Source organism: Kluyvera sichuanensis (assembly GCF_014218705.1).
Classification (GTDB): domain Bacteria; phylum Pseudomonadota; class Gammaproteobacteria; order Enterobacterales; family Enterobacteriaceae; genus Kluyvera; species Kluyvera sichuanensis.
Genome location: NZ_JABBJF010000004.1, coordinates 124,024 through 142,624, shown reverse-complemented (window position 1 = coordinate 142,624; position 18,601 = coordinate 124,024). Strand labels below are relative to the sequence as shown.

General features: G+C 53.6%; 16 protein-coding genes. 6 read left to right on the top strand and 10 right to left on the bottom strand.

Annotated elements, in window-relative coordinates:
* Positions 1-7: 7 nt before the first annotated feature.
* Genes HII27_RS06660 through HII27_RS06650 form a run of 3 tightly spaced genes read right to left on the bottom strand, consistent with a single transcriptional unit; the run spans position 8 to position 2,837 of the window.
* Positions 8-328: an NIPSNAP family protein gene (locus HII27_RS06660; protein ID WP_035894285.1), complete on the bottom strand. Its 321-nt coding sequence runs from the start codon at positions 326-328 to the stop codon at positions 8-10.
* On the bottom strand, positions 325-2,019 hold the full coding sequence (locus HII27_RS06655; protein WP_185667155.1) for an FAD-dependent oxidoreductase: 1,695 nt from the start codon (positions 2,017-2,019) through the stop codon (positions 325-327). Before HII27_RS06655 ends, HII27_RS06660 begins: the two co-directional genes overlap by 4 nt.
* Positions 2,016-2,837, bottom strand: a complete 822-nt coding sequence (locus tag HII27_RS06650; protein WP_185667154.1) for a shikimate dehydrogenase family protein — start codon at positions 2,835-2,837, stop codon at positions 2,016-2,018. The genes HII27_RS06655 and HII27_RS06650 overlap by 4 nt, the downstream gene beginning before the upstream one ends.
* A 152-nt stretch (positions 2,838-2,989) precedes the next feature.
* On the opposite strand from HII27_RS06650, the gene HII27_RS06645 reads away from it, so the two are divergent.
* Positions 2,990-3,748, top strand: coding sequence for an IclR family transcriptional regulator domain-containing protein (locus HII27_RS06645; protein WP_185667153.1), 759 nt, complete (start codon positions 2,990-2,992; stop codon positions 3,746-3,748).
* Between the two features lie 353 nt (positions 3,749-4,101).
* On the opposite strand, the gene cyoE is transcribed toward HII27_RS06645, so the two are convergent.
* The 7 genes from cyoE to HII27_RS06610 form a co-directional block, all read right to left on the bottom strand.
* Positions 4,102-4,989: a heme o synthase gene (cyoE, locus tag HII27_RS06640; protein WP_185667152.1), complete on the bottom strand. Its 888-nt coding sequence runs from the start codon at positions 4,987-4,989 to the stop codon at positions 4,102-4,104.
* Positions 4,990-5,000: 11 nt separating this feature from the next.
* Positions 5,001-5,330 (bottom strand): cytochrome o ubiquinol oxidase subunit IV, encoded by a 330-nt coding sequence (locus HII27_RS06635; protein ID WP_106927992.1) that lies wholly within the window; start codon positions 5,328-5,330, stop codon positions 5,001-5,003.
* Positions 5,330-5,941: a cytochrome o ubiquinol oxidase subunit III gene (locus HII27_RS06630; protein ID WP_035894295.1), complete on the bottom strand. Its 612-nt coding sequence runs from the start codon at positions 5,939-5,941 to the stop codon at positions 5,330-5,332. The genes HII27_RS06635 and HII27_RS06630 overlap by 1 nt, the downstream gene beginning before the upstream one ends.
* On the bottom strand, positions 5,931-7,922 hold the full coding sequence (gene cyoB / locus HII27_RS06625) for a cytochrome o ubiquinol oxidase subunit I (RefSeq protein ID WP_185667151.1): 1,992 nt from the start codon (positions 7,920-7,922) through the stop codon (positions 5,931-5,933). The genes HII27_RS06630 and cyoB overlap by 11 nt, the downstream gene beginning before the upstream one ends.
* 19 nt (positions 7,923-7,941) lie before the next feature.
* A complete protein-coding gene (gene cyoA, locus HII27_RS06620) occupies positions 7,942-8,889 on the bottom strand; it encodes a cytochrome o ubiquinol oxidase subunit II (RefSeq protein WP_035894297.1) in 948 nt (315 codons plus the stop codon).
* A gap of 473 nt (positions 8,890-9,362) precedes the next feature.
* Entirely contained in the window at positions 9,363-10,838 is a 1,476-nt protein-coding gene (ampG, locus tag HII27_RS06615) for a muropeptide MFS transporter AmpG (protein WP_185667150.1), read from the bottom strand.
* 45 nt (positions 10,839-10,883) lie between these two features.
* Positions 10,884-11,462 carry a lipoprotein gene (locus HII27_RS06610; RefSeq protein WP_185667149.1) on the bottom strand — a complete coding sequence of 193 codons (579 nt, stop codon included), beginning with the start codon at positions 11,460-11,462 and terminating at the stop codon, positions 10,884-10,886.
* A 297-nt stretch (positions 11,463-11,759) separates the two neighbouring features.
* On the opposite strand from HII27_RS06610, the gene bolA reads away from it, so the two are divergent.
* The 5 genes from bolA (at position 11,760) to lon (ending at position 18,533) form a co-directional block, all read left to right on the top strand.
* Entirely contained in the window at positions 11,760-12,077 is a 318-nt protein-coding gene (gene bolA, locus HII27_RS06605) for a transcriptional regulator BolA (RefSeq protein ID WP_035894301.1), read from the top strand.
* Positions 12,078-12,423: 346 nt separating this feature from the next.
* Positions 12,424-13,722 carry a trigger factor gene (gene tig / locus HII27_RS06600; RefSeq protein WP_185667148.1) on the top strand — a complete coding sequence of 433 codons (1,299 nt, stop codon included), beginning with the start codon at positions 12,424-12,426 and terminating at the stop codon, positions 13,720-13,722.
* A 240-nt stretch (positions 13,723-13,962) separates the two neighbouring features.
* Positions 13,963-14,586 carry an ATP-dependent Clp endopeptidase proteolytic subunit ClpP gene (clpP, locus tag HII27_RS06595; protein ID WP_185667147.1) on the top strand — a complete coding sequence of 208 codons (624 nt, stop codon included), beginning with the start codon at positions 13,963-13,965 and terminating at the stop codon, positions 14,584-14,586.
* Positions 14,587-14,720: 134 nt separating this feature from the next.
* Positions 14,721-15,995 (top strand): ATP-dependent protease ATP-binding subunit ClpX, encoded by a 1,275-nt coding sequence (clpX, locus tag HII27_RS06590; RefSeq protein ID WP_185667146.1) that lies wholly within the window; start codon positions 14,721-14,723, stop codon positions 15,993-15,995.
* Between the two features lie 183 nt (positions 15,996-16,178).
* Positions 16,179-18,533 (top strand): endopeptidase La, encoded by a 2,355-nt coding sequence (gene lon / locus HII27_RS06585; RefSeq protein ID WP_185667145.1) that lies wholly within the window; start codon positions 16,179-16,181, stop codon positions 18,531-18,533.
* Positions 18,534-18,601 lie beyond the last annotated feature (68 nt).

Sequence of the window (18,601 nt, the reverse complement as noted above, 5' to 3'; positions counted from 1 at the left end):
AAACTCCTTATTGCAGCGGCGAGAAATCGGTAGGGCGCATCAGCACCGACTCCAGGCGTTCAACCGCCGCCAGTTCGCGGTTTTTCCGTGAGAAGGTCAGCCAGCGCTCGTCCTGGGACATGCGCGCGCGGCGCACCAGACGGTCGTCCAGACTCTCGTAAGCCCAGATATGCACCACCTGATTGACCACGCCGATTTCAGTAAAGAAAAAGCCAATCAGCTTGCCGAGGTGTTCGGTTTGCACCGCAAAGGCGTCGCTTTTGTACAGCGCCAGCCAGTCGGCCATTTTCAGAGGATTGATGGTGTAGGTGCGTTTTTCGTAGATCATGCTGCTTCTCCTGAAGTGAGTGAGGATGCTTGTGTCATATGCATGGCGGCCAGATAGCCGAAGGTGAGCGCTGGGCCGAGGGTGATGCCTGGGCCGGGGTAGGTGCCCGCCATCATCGAATCCATATCGTTACCGACCGCATACAGACCGCCAATAGGCTGGCCTTGCTGGTTGATGACCTGCGCGTCGGCGGTAGTGACCAGCCCGCGTGAAGTGCCTAAGTCACCGGTAAAGAGCTTGATGGCATAGAACGGTGCGCTTAACAGCGGCGCGTTGCAGGCGTTCGGACTGTGCGCCGCATCGCCCATCGCGCGGTTATAGCTGTTACCGCCTTTATGACATTCCGGATCGCTGCCGCTTGCTGCATGCTGGTTGTAGCGGGAAACGGTGTGCTCAAGCTGCTGCTGGTCTATACCTAACTGCTGCGCCAGTTCGCTCAGACTTTCGGCCTGATGCAGATAACCGGCGTTCACCAACGCGTCGTTGTTAACCGGCGCCGGGCGCGCCAGCCCCAGGCCATAGCGCTTCATCGCCCGGGCATCGCACAACAGGTAGCATGGGGCGTTTTCCGGCTGCTGCTGCATGGCGCTGGCGAAATGGTGGTAAGAGTTTGATTCGTTGACGAAGCGTACGCCGCGTTGGTTAACCGCGATCACCCCCGGTTTGGCACGGTCGGTCACCAGGTGCGGGAAGCGCTCCTCGCTGCCGTCCGGACGTCGCAGTACGGAGACCGGAGCCCAGAAAAAATTCGACGGTAGATCTACGCCTTGTCGAGCATCAACGCCAAGTCCCAACTGGAATGCTGCGCCGTCGTTGGTGGCGGGAGACATGGTGTAGTGCTGCTGCGTCGCCGGGCGAAACTGGGGAGCGATGCGCCCGGCGGCAAACCCTCCGGCGGCAAGTACGACGCCACGACGAGCGTGTAATGGCAGCGTTTGGCCATCGCGTTCGATTTCAACCCCGGTCACTCGACCGTTCTGTTCGACCAGCGATTTCACCGTCACGTTAAGTTCCAGCTCCATCCCTTTACGCAGCGCCAGCGTTGCCATGCGGGCAATCAGCGCGTTGCCCATCGCCAGACGGGTTCCTCGGTGATGCCGCAGACGGTCCCGCCCGTAACGGAGTAGTAGCCTGGCGCAGTGACGGAACGAACACCACGAGCGGCGCATATCGAGGAAGTGCTGAATATCGACGCGGTTTACCATCATGCCGCCAAACAGCAGCATCCCCGGCGGCGGCGAACGCAGGGTGGTAAAGTGTTGGCCCAGCTCGCGGCCATCATATTCCACCACTTCCAGCGCGCGGCCAACGTCCACACCGCCAGGTTCATCCGGATAGTAGTCCGGCGACAGCGGGCGCAGGCTGTATTTCACCGCGCCTTCCTGTTCGAGAAAGGCCAGCGCTTCGCGCCCGGCATGAACGAAGGCGTCAACCATGTCTGGGCGGTAGTTCGCTTCGCCAATGATGGTGCGCAGGTAGGTTTTTATTGCCTCCGGCGAGCCGCTTTTTCCAAGACGACGGGCCTGGTCGGTGTCGTTAATCCACACCGCGCCGCCGGAGATTGCTGATGTCCCGCCAAAATGCGGGGCCTTTTCCAGCATCAGTACCGAGAGACCTTTGCAGCAGGCGGTAACAGCGGCGGCAAAACCCGCCGCGCCGCTGCCAATCACGATCACATCCCAGCTTTTCATGCTGCGGCCTCGTCTGGTTGTTCAATAGCACCTATGAATTGCCCCATCAGCTGCATTTGCGCCAGCGCCATTTCCGGGCCGGTTTGTGTACGGCAACCACGCGCATTGGCAAAGGCCAGCAGAGGGGTGATAACCGGCGCGGTGACGACGTCGGCGACGTGAGTGGCCGCCGTTAATGTCTCCAGCAGATTTTGACTTAGCGGCAGTGCGTCGAAGCCCGCCATGCCAGCGGGAGAACCGTTGACCAGCAGATCAATCTCCGAGAGCGAGTCGGGAAGGGGAGTGATATGTACGGTAGGGAAATGGGTGGCTAAACGGTTTTCCAGACGCTGACGACTGGCGTCATCGCGGTCATACAGTGCGAGATGGCTGATACCCGCTTCGCACAGTCCCCAGGCGATAGCGCTGCCGACGCCGCCACAACCGGAAAGCAGGGCGCGTTTACCCGCAGGGTTAAAACCGTGAGCTTCTGCTGCGCGCTGGAAACCCACGCCGTCCAGCATGTCACCCTCTAAACGGCCGTCTGCCAGCTTGCGCACCACGTTAACGGCGTTGAGATGGCGAGCGCGAGACGTGAGGGTATCAAGCAGCCCGGCAACACGCTGTTTATGCGGTACGGTAACCAGAATGCCGCTCATATTCTGCCATCCGCGCAGGGCATTCAGGTAATCGACGACGGCTTCCGGCACGATATCGACCGGGATCATCACCTTGTCCATGCCCTGAGTGGCAAAGTAGTGGTTAAAGTTGTCCGGTGATTTCACCTGGGTAATGGGATGCCCGATAACGGCGACGACCTGAGTAAATCCGCTGACCATTGCTCACCTCGTTTGTTAATAAACTGTTTCTTGAGTATTTCAATGGAAGCAGTGAGCGACAACGCAGAATTCGGACAGGTTGGTTGTTAATCGCACCGGCAGTGCGATAATCGCAGTAATCGACTCCCTCTGTTGCAAAAGTGTGAACAGCTATGCAAAACGAGATTCATCAGCGCGATTTGATCGTCGGGTTGCAAAAAGGGCTGGCGTTGATCCAGCTTTTTTCGAAGGCGAACCCGCGGCTGACGGTGCCGCAGGCGGCGAAAATGAGCGGGTTGACGCAGAGCGCCGCCCGCCGATTTTTCCTGACGCTGGTGCATGACGGCTATCTGGATACCGACGGACGCTACTATTGGCTGATGGCGAAGACGCTGCGCCTGGGGCAGGCTTATGTTGATTCCGCACAGTTTCCGCGCATGGTGCGGCCTATCGTGGAGTACGTGGCTAGCCGCAGCGAAGAACACGCGTCAGTTGGGGTGATTGATGACAACGAGCTGGTCTATATCGCCCGCAGCAAACACACGCCGTTTAACTCAACCTCTGTGCGATTGGGTGAGCGGGTGCCTATTCACTGCACAGCAGGCGGCAGGTTATGGCTGGCTTCGTTGCCGGAAGCGGAGTGTGAAGCGGTACTGCAGCGCGTGACCCGCGAGCAGCGAACGCCTTACACGGTGACGGATGTACCAACATTGATGGAGCGTATCGCGCAGGTACGCCGTCAGGGATACGCCTCTATTGAGCAGGAGTTTGAGATAGGCATGCTGGTGATAGCCGTACCGCTTGCTGATAGGGAAGGGCTGTACTGGGGAGCGTTGAGTTTGACCAGTCACCAGTCGCGCACCTCGCTGGAGGCGCTGTGCCGGGATCATCTGGATCTGCTGTATAGCGCCCGGGCGATGCTGGTGGGTTAGTCAGATGAAAAAAATTGGAATGCCTGTCAACAGTACCGTTTCATAGGCTACTTCTCCTTGACCCGAAGGTCGGTAAGAGGCTAACCTAATGCTGTTGTGTATTAGGGGCCTCAGATTAATGTTAAGCGTCTTGCCGGACGCTGAATGTTATCTGGGGCTTTTGTCTATCTGCCTTTCACATTATGCTCAAGACAAACAGTCTCAAGCACCCGCCGCGATTCTATACCTCTTCTCCTCGAATGAACTGCCTAAACGCTGACCTCGCCGCTATTTAGGAAAACATCAATATTGGGCGCTTTTCTTCAGGCAATAAAAAACCCCGCCGAAGCGAGGTTTTTTCAAACGGTGTCTCTTTACCAGACGTAAGTCAGCAGGTTCTGAGAATTCGGCACCATAAAATCAACGGACATCATCACGGAGAGCGCGGTAATGGCGATGATGGAGAAGCCGAACAGCTTGCGCGCCCAGACCTTATCATCTTCCACTTTGTAACCGCGCAGCGCCATGCCAAGCCACCAGACGCTCACTGCGGCGGCAACGATCAGGTATTTATACCCAGCGTAGCCCCCCAGGGAGAGCATCAATGTGGCCAGAGCAAACGCCACGATGTACAGCGTGATGTGGTTTTTCGCCACTGCAATGCCTTTCACCACCGGAAGAACCGGAATGTTCGCTGCCTGATAATCCTTGAAGCGGAAAATCGCGATAGCGTAGGAGTGAGGCATCTGCCACAGGCTGAAGATCGCCAGCAGAATCAGTGCGCCGCTGTCGAAATCACCGGTCACTGCGCAGTAGCCAATCACCGGCGGCGCAGCGCCGGAGAGTGAACCAATCAGCGTGCCGTAAACGGAGTGGCGTTTCATGTACAGGCTGTAAACGCCGACATAAACCACAAACCCCATTACCCCCAGCCAGCAGGCGAGGGGATTGGCGCCGAACCACAGCAGCATGAAGCCAGCGAGACCCAGCAAGGTGGCGTAGACCAGTGACGTTTTTGGCGCAATCAGTCCCTTAACCAGCACTCGGTTCTTCGTTCGCTCCATCTTACGGTCGATGTCACGATCGATATAGTTGTTGAAAACACAACCCGAGGCGACCACCAGGGACACGCCGATCAACGTCCAGGCGAACAGCGGATAGTCGATGTGACCTTTGGAGGCCAGCAGGAAACCGCCGATCACGGAGATCAGGTTGCCAAAAATGATGCCAGGCTTCGTTACTTGCAGGTATCGCTTAAACATACTCGCCGCTCTTAGTGAACCATCATGTTGTAGTTCAGGTTCCACATAATCCAGATGGAGCCCACCACCACGATGGCAATGATTATCACGGTAAAGACAAACGCGGTCAGGTTCCAGCCTTCGTCAGACTTGCTGTTCATGTGCAGGAAGTACACCAGGTGCACCACAATCTGCACGACAGCGGTGACCAGAATGGTCCCCAGAATCGCCGCATGCGACGCGCTGCCGGTCATCACCATCCAGAACGGGATCACCGTCAGGATGATAGACAGGATGAAACCTGTCATGTACGACTTCACGCTGCCGTGGGATGCGCCGCTGTGATCGTTAGAATGACTCATTACATTGCCCCCATCAGGTAAACAACGGAGAACACACAGATCCACACTACGTCCAGGAAGTGCCAGAACAGGCTCAGGCACAGGATACGAGTACGGTTAGTGCTGGTCAGGCCGCGGCGGGAAATCTGCACCATCAGCACGGCCATCCAGATAAGACCGGAGGTGACGTGCAGACCGTGAGTCCCTACCAGTGCGAAGAACGCTGACAGGAAGCCGCTGCGATCCGGGCCCATACCTTCAACAATCAGGTGATGGAATTCATAGATTTCCATCGCGATGAACCCTGCACCAAAGAGGAAGGTCAGGGCGAGCCAGGAAACAACCTGGCTCTTGTTGTTTTTGTACATGGCGATAGCCGCCATGCCGTAGGTGATGGAGCTGAACAGCAGCAGTGCGGTTTCAACCAGAACGAACGGCAGCTCGAAGATATCTTTACCTGCCGGGCCGCCAGCCGTGCCGTTCACCAGAACGGCATAGGTAGCGAACAGGGTGGCGAAGATGATGCAGTCGCTCATCAGGTAGATCCAGAAGCCGAAGATCTTCATCGGCCCTGTATCGTGGTGCCCGTGTTCGTGCGCGTGGGCGTTATGCGCCAGAGTATCAGTTGCCATTTTTCAGCCCTGCCTTAGAAATCTCATCGAAATGCTGATTTTCCAGTTTTTCGACTTCTGCAACCGGCACGTAGTAATCCACGTCCTCGTCAAAGCTTTTGATAATCCAGGTGATCACGATGCCTGCGAAGCCGACAATCGCCAACCACCAGATATGCCAGATCATGGCGAAACCAAAGATGGTTGCGAAGGCGGCAATCACAATGCCCGCGCCGCTGTTTTTCGGCATATGAATTTCTTCATAGTGAGCCGGCTGCTTGTACGCTTCACCTTTCTCTTTCATTTCCCAGAATGCATCGCGTTCGTGAATCTGCGGCACAATGGCAAAGTTGTAGAACGGAGGAGGAGAAGAGGTTGCCCACTCCAGCGTACGGCCGCCCCATGGGTCACCGGTCAGGTCGCGGTTCTGCTCGCGGTCGCGAATAGAGACGTAGAACTGAATCAGCTGGCACAGGATACCGCAGGCAATCAGCGCCGCACCGCATGCTGCAACAACCAGCATTGGGTGGAACTGCGGGTCAATCTGCTGGCTCAGGCGACGGGTCATACCCATGAAGCCCAGCACGTACAGCGGCATGAAGGCGACGAAGAAGCCGATGATCCAGAACCAGAAAGCACGGATGCCCCAGGTTTCGTTCAGCGTGAAGCCAAAGGCTTTCGGCCACCAGTAGGTCAGACCTGCGAAGCAACCAAATACGACGCCGCCGATGATAACGTTATGGAAGTGCGCAATCAGGAACAGGCTGTTGTGCAGCACGAAGTCCGCGCCCGGCACTGCCAGCAGAACGCCGGTCATACCGCCGACCGAGAAGGTCACGATAAAGCCGATGGTCCACAGCATCGCAGAGTTGAAGACGATGCGACCCTGATACATGGTGAACAGCCAGTTGAAGATCTTCACCCCGGTAGGGATGGCGATAATCATCGTGGTAATACCGAAGAAGGCGTTTACGTTCGCGCCCGCACCCATGGTGAAGAAGTGGTGCAGCCAAACGATGAACGACAGGATGGTAATACACACGGTCGCCCACACCAGTGAGGTGTAACCGAACAGGCGTTTACGCGAGAAGGTTGCTGCAACTTCAGAGAACACACCGAAGACAGGCAGAACCAGAATGTACACTTCCGGGTGACCCCAGGCCCAAATCAGGTTGATGTACATCATCATGTTGCCGCCCATATCATTGGTAAAGAAATGGGTGCCCAGATAGCGATCCAGGGTCAGCAGCGCGATGGTAACCGTCAGAATTGGGAAGGAGGCGATAATCAGGATGTTGGCGCACAGAGATGCCCAGGTAAATACCGGCATCTTGAACATCGTCATTCCTGGTGCACGCATCTTGATGATGGTCACGAAGAAGTTAATACCGGTCAGCGTTGTACCAATACCGGAGAGCTGCAGCGCCCAAATCCAGTAATCGACACCTACGCCCGGACTGTACTCAATTCCCGAGAGCGGCGGATAGGCCAGCCAACCGGTCTGAGCAAATTCACCAACGCCCAGGGACAGGTTAACCAGAACCACACCGACAACGGTGAACCAGAAGCTCAGGTTGTTCAGGAATGGGAACGCTACGTCGCGCGCACCGATCTGCAGTGGAACCACCAGGTTCATCAGACCGATAACGAACGGCATCGCCACGAAGAAGATCATGATGACGCCGTGGGCGGTAAAGATCTGGTCGTAGTGATGCGGTGGTAGGAACCCAGCTTCCCCGGCCGAGGCCAGAACCTGCTGGCTACGCATCATCACGGCATCGGCAAAGCCACGCAGCAGCATGACGATAGCAACGATGACATACATGATGCCCAGCTTTTTGTGGTCGACGGAGGTCAGCCACTCGTTCCATAGATAGGACCACTTACCGAAGTAAGTGATGGCCGCCAGGAGAGCGAGTCCCCCGACGATAATGGCAGCCACCGTAACCACGATAATGGGTTCGTGGTAGGGCACTGCATCCAGTGTCAGTTTTCCGAACATCGTATTCTTCCTCGGCCCCTTAGTGAGCGGATTCCGCGTGGCTCATGTCCATGCCTTCCATTCCTTCGTGCGATGCGTGTTCGCCTTCTGGTTTGGTCATGTCCATGCTCTTGCCGTGATCCATGAATTTGCTGGTCACTGCTTTAAACAAATCAGGTTTCACGCTGGAGAAGTACTCCACCTTGTTATATTCGCTCGGTGCAGCCAATTTCTCGAAGGTAGCCATGTCATCCATGGTGTTCGGAGATTGTTTCGCTTTCGCGACCCACTGATCGAATGCGGCACGATCCGGCGTAGCAATGGCTTTGAACTTCATTCCAGAGAAGCCCTGGCCGCTATAGCTAGCAGAGATACCGTCGTAGATACCTGCTTCGTTAGCGATCAGATGCAGGTTGGTCTGCATACCGGCCATCGCGTAAATCTGGCTGCCCAGACGCGGGATAAAGAAGGAGTTCATCACGGAGTTAGAGGTCACTTTGAACTGCACCGGAACGTTCGCCGGGAAGGCGATTTCGTTAACGGTAGCAATGCCCTGCTCCGGGTAGATGAAGAACCATTTCCAGTCCATGGAAACCACTTCGATAGTGATTGGTTTCTCATCATGAGCCAGTGGTTTGCTCGGTTCTAAAGCGTGAGTGGTTTTCCAGGTCAGTACGGCGAGGAAGATGATGATAAGAATTGGCACGGTCCAGACCACAGCTTCCACTTTATTGGAGTGTGACCAGTTCGGGCTATACTTCGCATCTTTATTGCTCGCACGATACTTCCAGGCGAAACCAACGGCCATTAAGACGGCCGGGATTACGACGATCATCATCAGGCCGAAAGCCGTCAGAATCAGCGAACGCTGCTCCAGTCCAATCTGTCCTTTGGGGTCAAGAAGTGCAGAATCACAACCACTGAGTAATACAGTGCCGGCGATTAATGACAACCATCCCAAGTTTTTATTGTATTTCCTGAGTCTCATGTAACGACCTCAATTCCACGGGGTGTTGGTGGCGTTTAAAGTGTGGGGTCATTTTACGGGAAGGTTACATTACTGTAAACATCATTAGGGCTCTGTCAGTTATGTGTTACCGGGTTCTGCCGCACCTGTCACAGATGTTGCTAAATGTGTCTATTTTCCGAGCGGAAAGCCCATCTGGCGGGCGTTATAACGAAAGGGGGTATGAGGAGGTGGGGGAGATGGCAATTGGTATAACCATTGCCAAAAATACACAAATAATTAACAATTAATCATCAAAAAATAGACAACTCAAAAACGAAAAATTAATTGTTCTGGTGCTGAATCGGTTAAAGAAATAAAGCACATTTTAGACGTTCCAATAATTTCCAGAATTCTAAAGCGCACAAAAGCACAAATATTTTTTTTTACATACGATGTAAGCGTTATTATTACGCGTCGTGATTACAACGTAGACTTCACATTTTCCGCTTATTTTATTGGAACTGCGTTTTACGCAGGGCAAGGTAGTCCAGCAGGCAGCCGTAAATAATGCCGATAAAGGCAATCACGACGCCTATCTCGAGTACGATTTCGGACCATTGAATGGCGGTGAGGTTCAGGGCATTTGCCAGCAGCATCACCAGCCAGACTCCCAGCAGCACGGCACCCAGCATCAGCAGACGTAGCGCGAATCGGTAGGCGCCCGCATAGCTATCACGCGGCATAAATTGTTCGGTTCGCTGAGTATATTCCAGGGTCTGACGGCAGATAAGCAGCAACAGAATGCCCGGTATGGCGGCAAACACCGAGAAAAGATAGAACGTCGGCCAACCGTGCGCTTCGACAAACCAGCCCGCAATTGGCCCTACGTAGACACGGCCGACGGCGGACAGCGCCGACAGCAGCGCAAACTGGGTGGCAGAAAACGATTTATTACACAGCGTCATCAACAGTGCGACGAATGCCGCCGTACCCATGCCGCCGCACAGGTTTTCAAAGAAGACCGCAGCCGCCATCGAATAAATATGCTTATCCGTGACCGAAAGCGCCCAGTAGCCAGCGTTTGACACGCCCTGCAAAATGCCAAAGATCAGCAGCGCGCGGAACAGCGTCAGGCGCTGCATTAACACGCCGCCGTACAGCGCGCCGACAATGGTGGCAAACAGGCCGAGGGTTTTATTCACCATCCCGACCTGGCCGGCGTCAAACCCCACGCCGCGGATCAAGAAGGTGGTAGTCAGGCTCATGGCGAAGGCGTCGCCGAGCTTATACATCACGATTAGCAGCAGAATGAGCCAGGCGTTGTTGCGGCCGAAGAAATCTTTAAGCGGTTGTACCACCGCTTGCTCAAGGCTTTTCGGAACCGGAATAACGTCGCTCGGTTCAGGGGCCAGCAGCGTGGCGATAATGCACGGCACTAGCAGCGCCGCCATTAGCCAGTACATGCCCTGCCAGCCCAGCCATTTATCGGCCAGCCATAGCGCCAGCCCGCCGGAAACCAACATCCCCAGACGATAGCCCAACACGCTAATCGCCGCGCCCGCGCCGCGCTCTTCCGCTGGAAGCACATCGGTTTTCCAGGCGTCGAAAACGATATCCTGCGAGGCGGAGCAGAACGCGATAATCACCGCCAGCGCCGCCATCCAGCGTAGCTGCGTGGAGGGCTCAAGGAAGCCCATCGCAGCAATGGCGATAAGCAGCAAACATTGTGTCGTCAACAGCCAGCCGCGACGACGCCCTAAAAACGGCGGCGTGTAGCGGTCCATGACCGGTGACCAGAGAAACTTAAAGACGTATGCCTGGCCGACAAGCGAGAAAAAGCCGATGGTTTTCAGATCGATATTTTCGACCGTCATCCACGCCTGCATCGTCCCTGAGGTCAGGGCGAGCGGTAAGCCGGAAGCAAAGCCAAGAATCAGCAGAATGGCTGATTTCGGTTGCTGAAAAATGCGGAGATAGTGACCAGACATAGTGTTATACGTTCAGACCCGGCCTAAGCCGGGTCTGTGACGGGATTAGCGAGCGTTCTGCTTGATGAAATCGTGGATAGAGGTGTCCTGTGCCATATCGGCGATGGTATCGCCCAGCACGCTATCAACGGTATCGGAAATGTTTTTGTTGGAAGCCTGGAACGCGCCTTCAACGGAGTAGTTAGAACGGTAGTTTTTGGTCATCTTGTTACCGTTAGCGGCGGTCGCGATGATAGCGATATCGGCTTTGGTAGAGATGTTGTAACGCACGTTACCCTGGGAAACGTCGGCATACAGCTGATTAACGATAATCTGCAGATTTACCGCACCGTTCGGGCCAATCATATAGCCGCGCGCGGTCATCTGTTTTTCCAGCACTTCCTGCATCAGGAAACGCAGGTCGCGGGAAGCGGTCAGGGTAACCAACTGGTTGTTACGGGTGACTTTGGCCAGCGCCTGATCCTGACGCTGGTCAGCGCCGGTGATGCTAACGGTCACGCCCATCAGGCTTGGATCCTGCTGAGGCAGGGTGATTTTTGGTGACACTTCAACCGTGGTCGGAGGCGTTGCGCATCCTGCCAGCATAAACAGTGCTACCAGTGGGAAGAGGATTTTTTTTAACATGTTAGGGGTCTCAAACGCATTGTTTACTGAAAATTCCCGCCATCATAACATCGCCATCGGTCAGGGGAAGTAGGCAATGCATGTAATTTCATCGTGTTGGTGTTTTTCTGCGCTCGCGAACAATCTGCGGCAGGATTTCAGATGAGAAGCGATTGTAAAAGACGTTAACTTCATCTACTTGACAAATAAAAGGGTGCGAACGCTAATTTTTTGTTGCCTTTGTGTAATGTAATCAGTAAAAGCGGCTAACATTTAAAGGGATAGGCGGCATCTTAACGTTGTCGGAGGAGTAATATCATGATGATGCGTGAACAAATCGAAGAAAAACTGAGGGCAGCGTTTGAACCTGTTTTCCTGGAAGTCGTAGACGAAAGCTACCGCCACAACGTACCGGCCGGTTCTGAGAGCCACTTTAAAGTTGTGCTGGTGAGCGATAAGTTTACCGGGGAACGTTTTCTGAATCGTCATCGGATGATCTACGGAACGTTAACAGAGGAGTTTGCGTCCACCGTCCATGCGCTGGCATTGCATACTTATACGCGAAAAGAGTGGGAAGGTTTGCAAGATACCGTCATTACCTCACCGCCATGCCGCGGAGCGGGTACTATCGCGTAGAAAAGGCATTTGCAACACGGAACTTTTCCAGTATGTTGCGTACAGATTATGAGAAAACGGCCTGCGGGCCGTTTTGTTTTGTCTGAATTTTGAGCTATTTCGACAGCGTTCAGACAAAAATTAGCCGGGAATTGTGAAAAATGCCGCAGCAACGCGTGATAACCGTTCTCGACTCATAAAAGTGATGCCGCTATAATGCTGCGTCTTATTTTTCGGAATGTCTTCGGGATGATTCTGACGACAGGGAATGTGATTGATTACGAGAGCATCCCAGGTCCGCAACGCCAGCTTTTCGAGCTTGCGGAGTAGAGTTGACCGAGCACTGTGATTTTTTTGAGGTAACAAGATGCAAGTTTCAGTTGAAACCACTCAGGGCCTTGGCCGCCGTGTAACGATTACTATCGCTGCTGACAGCATCGAGACCGCTGTAAAAAGCGAGCTGGTCAACGTAGCGAAAAAAGTACGCATTGACGGTTTCCGTAAAGGTAAAGTACCGATGAATGTTGTTGCTCAGCGTTATGGCGCTTCCGTGCGTCAGGACGTTCTGGGTGACCTGATGAGCCGCAACTTCGTTGACGCGATCATCAAAGAGAAGATCAATCCAGCTGGCGCGCCTAACTACGTTCCAGGTGAATACAAGCTGGGTGAAGATTTCACCTACGCAGTAGAATTCGAAGTGTACCCAGAAGTTGAACTGCAGGGTCTGGACGCTATCGAAGTTGAAAAACCAGTCGTTGAAGTGACCGAAGCTGACGTTGACGGCATGCTGGACACTCTGCGTAAGCAGCAGGCAACCTGGAAAGACAAAGACGGCGTTGTTGACGCTGAAGACCGCGTTACCGTTGACTTCTCCGGCTCTGTAGACGGCGAAGAATTCGAAGGCGGCAAAGCGACTGATTTCGTACTGGCAATGGGCCAGGGTCGTATGATCCCAGGCTTTGAAGACGGTATCAAAGGTCACAAAGCAGGCGAAGAGTTCGTTATCGACGTTACCTTCCCAGAAGAATACCACGCTGAAAACCTGAAAGGTAAAGCGGCTAAATTCGCGATTACCCTGAAGAAAGTTGAAGAGCGTGAACTGCCAGAACTGACTGCAGAATTCATCAAACGTTTCGGCGTTGAAGATGGTTCCGTTGAAGGCCTGCGCGCTGAAGTGCGTAAAAACATGGAACGCGAACTGAAAGGCGCGGTACGTAACCGCGTTAAATCTCAGGCAATCGAAGGTCTGGTAAAAGCGAACGAAATCGACGTTCCTGCTGCCCTGATCGACAGCGAAATCGACGTTCTGCGCCGTCAGGCTGCACAGCGTTTCGGTGGCAACCAGCAGCAAGCGATGGAACTGCCTCGCGAACTGTTCGAAGAGCAGGCTAAACGCCGCGTAGTTGTTGGCCTGCTGCTGGGCGAAGTGATTCGTACCCACGAGCTGAAAGCTGACGAAGCACGCGTTGCTACCCTGATCGAAGAAATGGCTTCCGCCTACGAAGATCCGAAAGAAGTTATTGAATTCTACAGCAAAAACAAAGAGCTGATGGAAAACATGCGCAGTGTCGCTCTGGAAGAACAGGCTGTTGAAGCGGTTCTGGAAAAAGCGAAAGTGACTGAAAAAGCAACTTCCTTCAATGAACTGATGAACCAGCAGGCGTAATTTCGCTTACCGGTTTACGGTTTTGAGAAAAACCCGTTGCCTTTTGGTGACGGGTTTTTTTATTGCAGTAATAACCAAAGCTTGCGTGATAAAACGGCTTTTCGGTGTTAGCGTATCAACAAAATATTGTTATGCTTGAAATAGGGTAAGATCGTACCCATTACTGAGGGAACGAATCACTCGCCGCATCTCTATAATTAGCAGGCTGTGGCTATTTTATTTATTATCCAGGAGACGGAAATGTCATACAGTGGCGAACGAGATAATTTTGCACCCCACATGGCCCTGGTGCCGATGGTCATTGAACAGACCTCACGTGGCGAACGTTCTTTTGATATCTACTCCCGTCTACTTAAAGAGCGCGTAATCTTTCTGACCGGTCAGGTCGAAGACCACATGGCAAACCTGATTGTGGCGCAAATGCTGTTTCTGGAAGCGGAAAACCCGGAAAAAGACATTTATCTGTACATCAACTCCCCTGGCGGCGTGATCACTGCAGGGATGTCTATTTATGACACCATGCAGTTTATCAAGCCGGATGTCAGCACCATCTGTATGGGGCAAGCGGCATCGATGGGCGCGTTCCTGCTGACGGCAGGCGCAAAAGGTAAGCGCTTCTGCTTACCAAACTCCCGCGTAATGATTCACCAGCCGCTGGGCGGTTATCAGGGCCAGGCGACGGATATCGAAATCCACGCCCGTGAGATCCTGAAGGTGAAAGGACGCATGAATGAGCTTATGGCGCACCATACTGGCAAATCTCTGGAGCAGATTGAGAGCGACACTGAACGTGACCGCTTCCTGTCCGCTTCTGAAGCCGTCGAGTATGGCCTGGTTGACTCAATTTTGAGCAAACGTAACTAATGTCATGACGGCACGTGCCGCTGCACGGTATATACTACTAAGGGCGGCACAACGCTTGCGTAGCAGCTTGCGCTTAAGAATGGCATTTGCGTCGTCATATGCGGCACAAAGAACTTAAAAAGAGGTTTTGACTCATGACAGATAAACGCAAAGATGGCTCGGGCAAACTGTTGTACTGCTCTTTTTGCGGCAAAAGCCAGCACGAAGTGCGTAAGCTCATCGCCGGCCCATCCGTGTATATCTGCGACGAATGCGTCGACTTATGTAACGACATCATTCGCGAAGAGATTAAAGAAGTGGCGCCGCATCGTGAACGCAGTGCTCTGCCGACGCCACACGAAATTCGCCACCACTTAGATGACTATGTTATCGGTCAGGAACAGGCGAAAAAGGTGCTGGCCGTTGCGGTCTACAACCACTACAAACGTCTGCGTAACGGTGATACCAACAACGGTGTTGAGCTCGGCAAAAGTAACATTCTGCTGATTGGCCCAACCGGTTCCGGTAAAACCCTGCTGGCCGAAACGCTGGCACGCCTGCTGGACGTTCCGTTCACCATGGCTGATGCAACCACCCTGACCGAAGCTGGTTACGTGGGTGAAGACGTTGAAAACATTATTCAAAAACTGCTGCAGAAGTGCGACTACGACGTACAGAAAGCCCAGCGCGGTATTGTTTACATCGATGAAATCGACAAGATTTCTCGTAAGTCTGACAACCCGTCGATTACTCGTGACGTGTCCGGCGAAGGCGTACAGCAGGCGCTGCTGAAGCTGATTGAAGGCACCGTGGCAGCCGTTCCGCCGCAGGGTGGCCGTAAACATCCGCAGCAGGAGTTCCTGCAGGTTGATACTTCGAAGATCCTCTTTATCTGCGGCGGCGCGTTTGCCGGTCTGGATAAAGTGATCGGTAACCGCGTTGAAACCGGTTCGGGTATTGGCTTTGGCGCAACGGTGAAATCTAAAACGGATAAAGCCAGCGAAGGCGAACTGCTGACCCAGGTTGAGCCAGAAGATCTGATCAAATTTGGTCTGATCCCTGAGTTCATCGGCCGTCTGCCGGTGGTTGCAACCCTGACTGAACTGAGCGAAGACGCGCTGATTCAGATCCTCAAAGAGCCGAAAAACGCCCTGACCAAGCAGTATCAGGCGCTGTTTAACCTCGAAGGTGTGGATCTGGAATTCCGTGACGAAGCGCTGGACGCTATCGCCAAGAAAGCAATGGCGCGTAAAACCGGTGCTCGTGGTCTGCGTTCTATCGTTGAAGCCGCACTGCTCGAAACCATGTACGATCTGCCTTCTATGGAAGACGTCGAAAAAGTGGTTATCGACGAGTCGGTGATTGCCGGTCAAAGCGAACCGCTGCTGATTTACGGCAAGCCGGAAGCGCAGCAGGCATCTGGCGAATAATTCACCAGATCATACAATCAGTTAATCAAAAAGGGGGGATTTTATCTCCCCTTTTATTTTTCCGTATTCATGGCGTTGAATGTGTGGAATACATCCCCATATACTGGTTACATGTTAATGGTTGTGTGAAGCACAGTCGCATGACCAGTTTACCTGGCGGACACTAAACTAAGAGAGAGCTCTATGAATCCTGAGCGTTCTGAACGCATTGAAATCCCCGTATTGCCGTTGCGCGATGTGGTGGTTTATCCGCACATGGTCATCCCCTTATTTGTAGGGCGGGAAAAATCTATCCGTTGTCTGGAAGCGGCCATGGATCATGATAAAAAAATCATGCTGGTCGCGCAGAAAGATGCTTCAACGGATGAGCCGGGTGTAAACGATCTTTTCACCGTCGGGACCGTGGCCTCTATTTTACAAATGCTGAAGCTGCCTGACGGTACGGTCAAAGTACTGGTTGAAGGGCTGCAGCGTGCGCGTATCTCTACGCTCTCTGATAACGGCGAACACTTCTCCGCGAAAGCAGAGTACCTGGAATCGCCGGCGATTGAAGAGCGCGAGCAGGAAGTGCTGGTACGCACCGCAATCGGTCAGTTTGAAGGCTATATCAAGCTGAACAAAAAAATCCCACCAGAAGTGCTGACGTCGCTGAACAGCATCGACGATCCTGCACGCCTGGCGGATACCATCGCGGCCCACATGCCGTTGAAGCTGGCAGATAAACAGTCCGTACTCGAGATGTCCGACATCAATGAGCGCCTGGAATATCTGATGGCGATGATGGAGTCAGAAATCGATCTGCTGCAGGTTGAGAAACGTATTCGCAACCGCGTGAAAAAGCAGATGGAAAAATCTCAGCGTGAGTACTATCTGAACGAGCAAATGAAAGCCATTCAGAAAGAACTCGGCGAGATGGACGAAGTTCCTGACGAAAACGAAGCGCTGAAGCGTAAGATCGACGCGGCGAAGATGCCGAAAGAGGCGAAAGAGAAAACCGAAGCCGAACTGCAAAAGCTGAAAATGATGTCGCCGATGTCAGCAGAAGCGACCGTGGTTCGTGGTTATATCGACTGGATGGTGCAGGTGCCGTGGAATACGCGCAGCAAGGTTAAAAAAGACCTTCGCCAGGCGCAGGAAATCCTCGATACCGACCATTACGGCCTCGAGCGCGTCAAAGACCGTATTCTTGAGTATCTCGCGGTTCAAAGCCGTGTGAACAAGCTGAAAGGGCCAATCCTGTGCCTGGTAGGGCCTCCTGGTGTGGGTAAAACCTCTCTGGGGCAGTCTATTGCTCAGGCGACCGGACGTAAATACGTTCGTATGGCGCTGGGCGGCGTGCGTGACGAAGCGGAAATCCGCGGTCACCGTCGCACCTACATCGGCTCTATGCCGGGTAAACTGATTCAGAAAATGGCCAAAGTGGGCGTTAAAAACCCGCTGTTCCTGCTCGATGAAATCGACAAAATGTCTTCGGACATGCGCGGTGACCCGGCCTCCGCTCTGCTGGAAGTGCTTGATCCAGAACAGAACGTAGCGTTCAGCGATCACTACCTGGAAGTGGATTACGATCTCAGCGACGTGATGTTCGTGGCGACCTCGAACTCCATGAACATTCCAGCGCCTCTGCTGGATCGTATGGAAGTGATCCGTCTGTCCGGTTATACCGAAGACGAGAAGCTGAACATTGCTAAACGTCACTTGCTGCCGAAGCAGATCGAACGTAACGCCCTGAAAAAAGGCGAGCTGACGGTAGACGATAGCGCGATTGTTGGCATCATTCGTTACTACACCCGTGAAGCGGGCGTTCGTAGCCTGGAACGTGAAATTTCGAAACTGTGCCGTAAAGCGGTTAAACAGCTGCTGCTGGATAAAGAGCTGAAGCACATCGATATTAACGGCGACAACCTTCACGACTATCTCGGCATTCAGCGCTTCGACTATGGTCGCGCGGATGAAGAAAACCGCGTTGGTCAGGTTACCGGCCTGGCGTGGACGGAAGTGGGCGGCGATCTGCTGACCATCGAAACCGCCTGTGTACCGGGTAAAGGCAAACTGACCTACACCGGCTCTTTAGGTGAAGTGATGCAGGAGTCCATTCAGGCTGCGCTGACCGTGGTGCGCGCGCGCGCAGAAAAACTGGGCATCAACCCAGATTTCTACGAAAAACGCGACATTCACGTTCACGTACCGGAAGGGGCTACGCCGAAAGACGGTCCTAGTGCGGGTATCGCGATGTGTACCGCGCTGGTTTCCTGCCTGACCGGTAACCCGGTGCGTGCAGACGTGGCGATGACAGGGGAAATTACCCTGCGCGGCCTGGTGCTGCCAATCGGTGGCCTGAAGGAAAAACTGCTCGCAGCACACCGTGGCGGCATTAAGACTGTTCTGATTCCTGATGAGAACAAACGCGATCTGGAAGAGATTCCGGACAACGTTCTGGCCGATCTGGAGATTCATCCGGTTAAGCGCATCGAGGAAGTTCTGGCGCTAGCGCTGCAAAATGAGCCGTCTGGCATGCAGGTTGTAAGCGCAAAATAGTGACCTCGCGCAAAGAGCGTTAATAAAAACAAGGCTGGCAAGCGTAAACTGACTTGCCAGCCTTTTTT

Bases quoted from the DNA above. Each gene is read 5' to 3' on its own strand.
- ampG (WP_185667150.1), bottom strand. From the start codon at position 10,838: ATGTCTGGTCACTATCTCCGCATTTTTCAGCAACCGAAATCAGCCATT.
- HII27_RS06650 (WP_185667154.1), bottom strand. From the start codon at position 2,837: ATGGTCAGCGGATTTACTCAGGTCGTCGCCGTTATCGGGCATCCCATT.
- HII27_RS06655 (WP_185667155.1), bottom strand. From the start codon at position 2,019: ATGAAAAGCTGGGATGTGATCGTGATTGGCAGCGGCGCGGCGGGTTTT.
- cyoA (WP_035894297.1), bottom strand. From the start codon at position 8,889: ATGAGACTCAGGAAATACAATAAAAACTTGGGATGGTTGTCATTAATC.
- bolA (WP_035894301.1), top strand. From the start codon at position 11,760: ATGATGATGCGTGAACAAATCGAAGAAAAACTGAGGGCAGCGTTTGAA.
- lon (WP_185667145.1), top strand. From the start codon at position 16,179: ATGAATCCTGAGCGTTCTGAACGCATTGAAATCCCCGTATTGCCGTTG.
- HII27_RS06635 (WP_106927992.1), bottom strand. From the start codon at position 5,330: ATGAGTCATTCTAACGATCACAGCGGCGCATCCCACGGCAGCGTGAAG.
- cyoE (WP_185667152.1), bottom strand. From the start codon at position 4,989: ATGTTTAAGCGATACCTGCAAGTAACGAAGCCTGGCATCATTTTTGGC.
- clpX (WP_185667146.1), top strand. From the start codon at position 14,721: ATGACAGATAAACGCAAAGATGGCTCGGGCAAACTGTTGTACTGCTCT.
- HII27_RS06660 (WP_035894285.1), bottom strand. From the start codon at position 328: ATGATCTACGAAAAACGCACCTACACCATCAATCCTCTGAAAATGGCC.
- HII27_RS06645 (WP_185667153.1), top strand. From the start codon at position 2,990: ATGCAAAACGAGATTCATCAGCGCGATTTGATCGTCGGGTTGCAAAAA.
- clpP (WP_185667147.1), top strand. From the start codon at position 13,963: ATGTCATACAGTGGCGAACGAGATAATTTTGCACCCCACATGGCCCTG.
- cyoB (WP_185667151.1), bottom strand. From the start codon at position 7,922: ATGTTCGGAAAACTGACACTGGATGCAGTGCCCTACCACGAACCCATT.
- tig (WP_185667148.1), top strand. From the start codon at position 12,424: ATGCAAGTTTCAGTTGAAACCACTCAGGGCCTTGGCCGCCGTGTAACG.
- HII27_RS06610 (WP_185667149.1), bottom strand. From the start codon at position 11,462: ATGTTAAAAAAAATCCTCTTCCCACTGGTAGCACTGTTTATGCTGGCA.
- HII27_RS06630 (WP_035894295.1), bottom strand. From the start codon at position 5,941: ATGGCAACTGATACTCTGGCGCATAACGCCCACGCGCACGAACACGGG.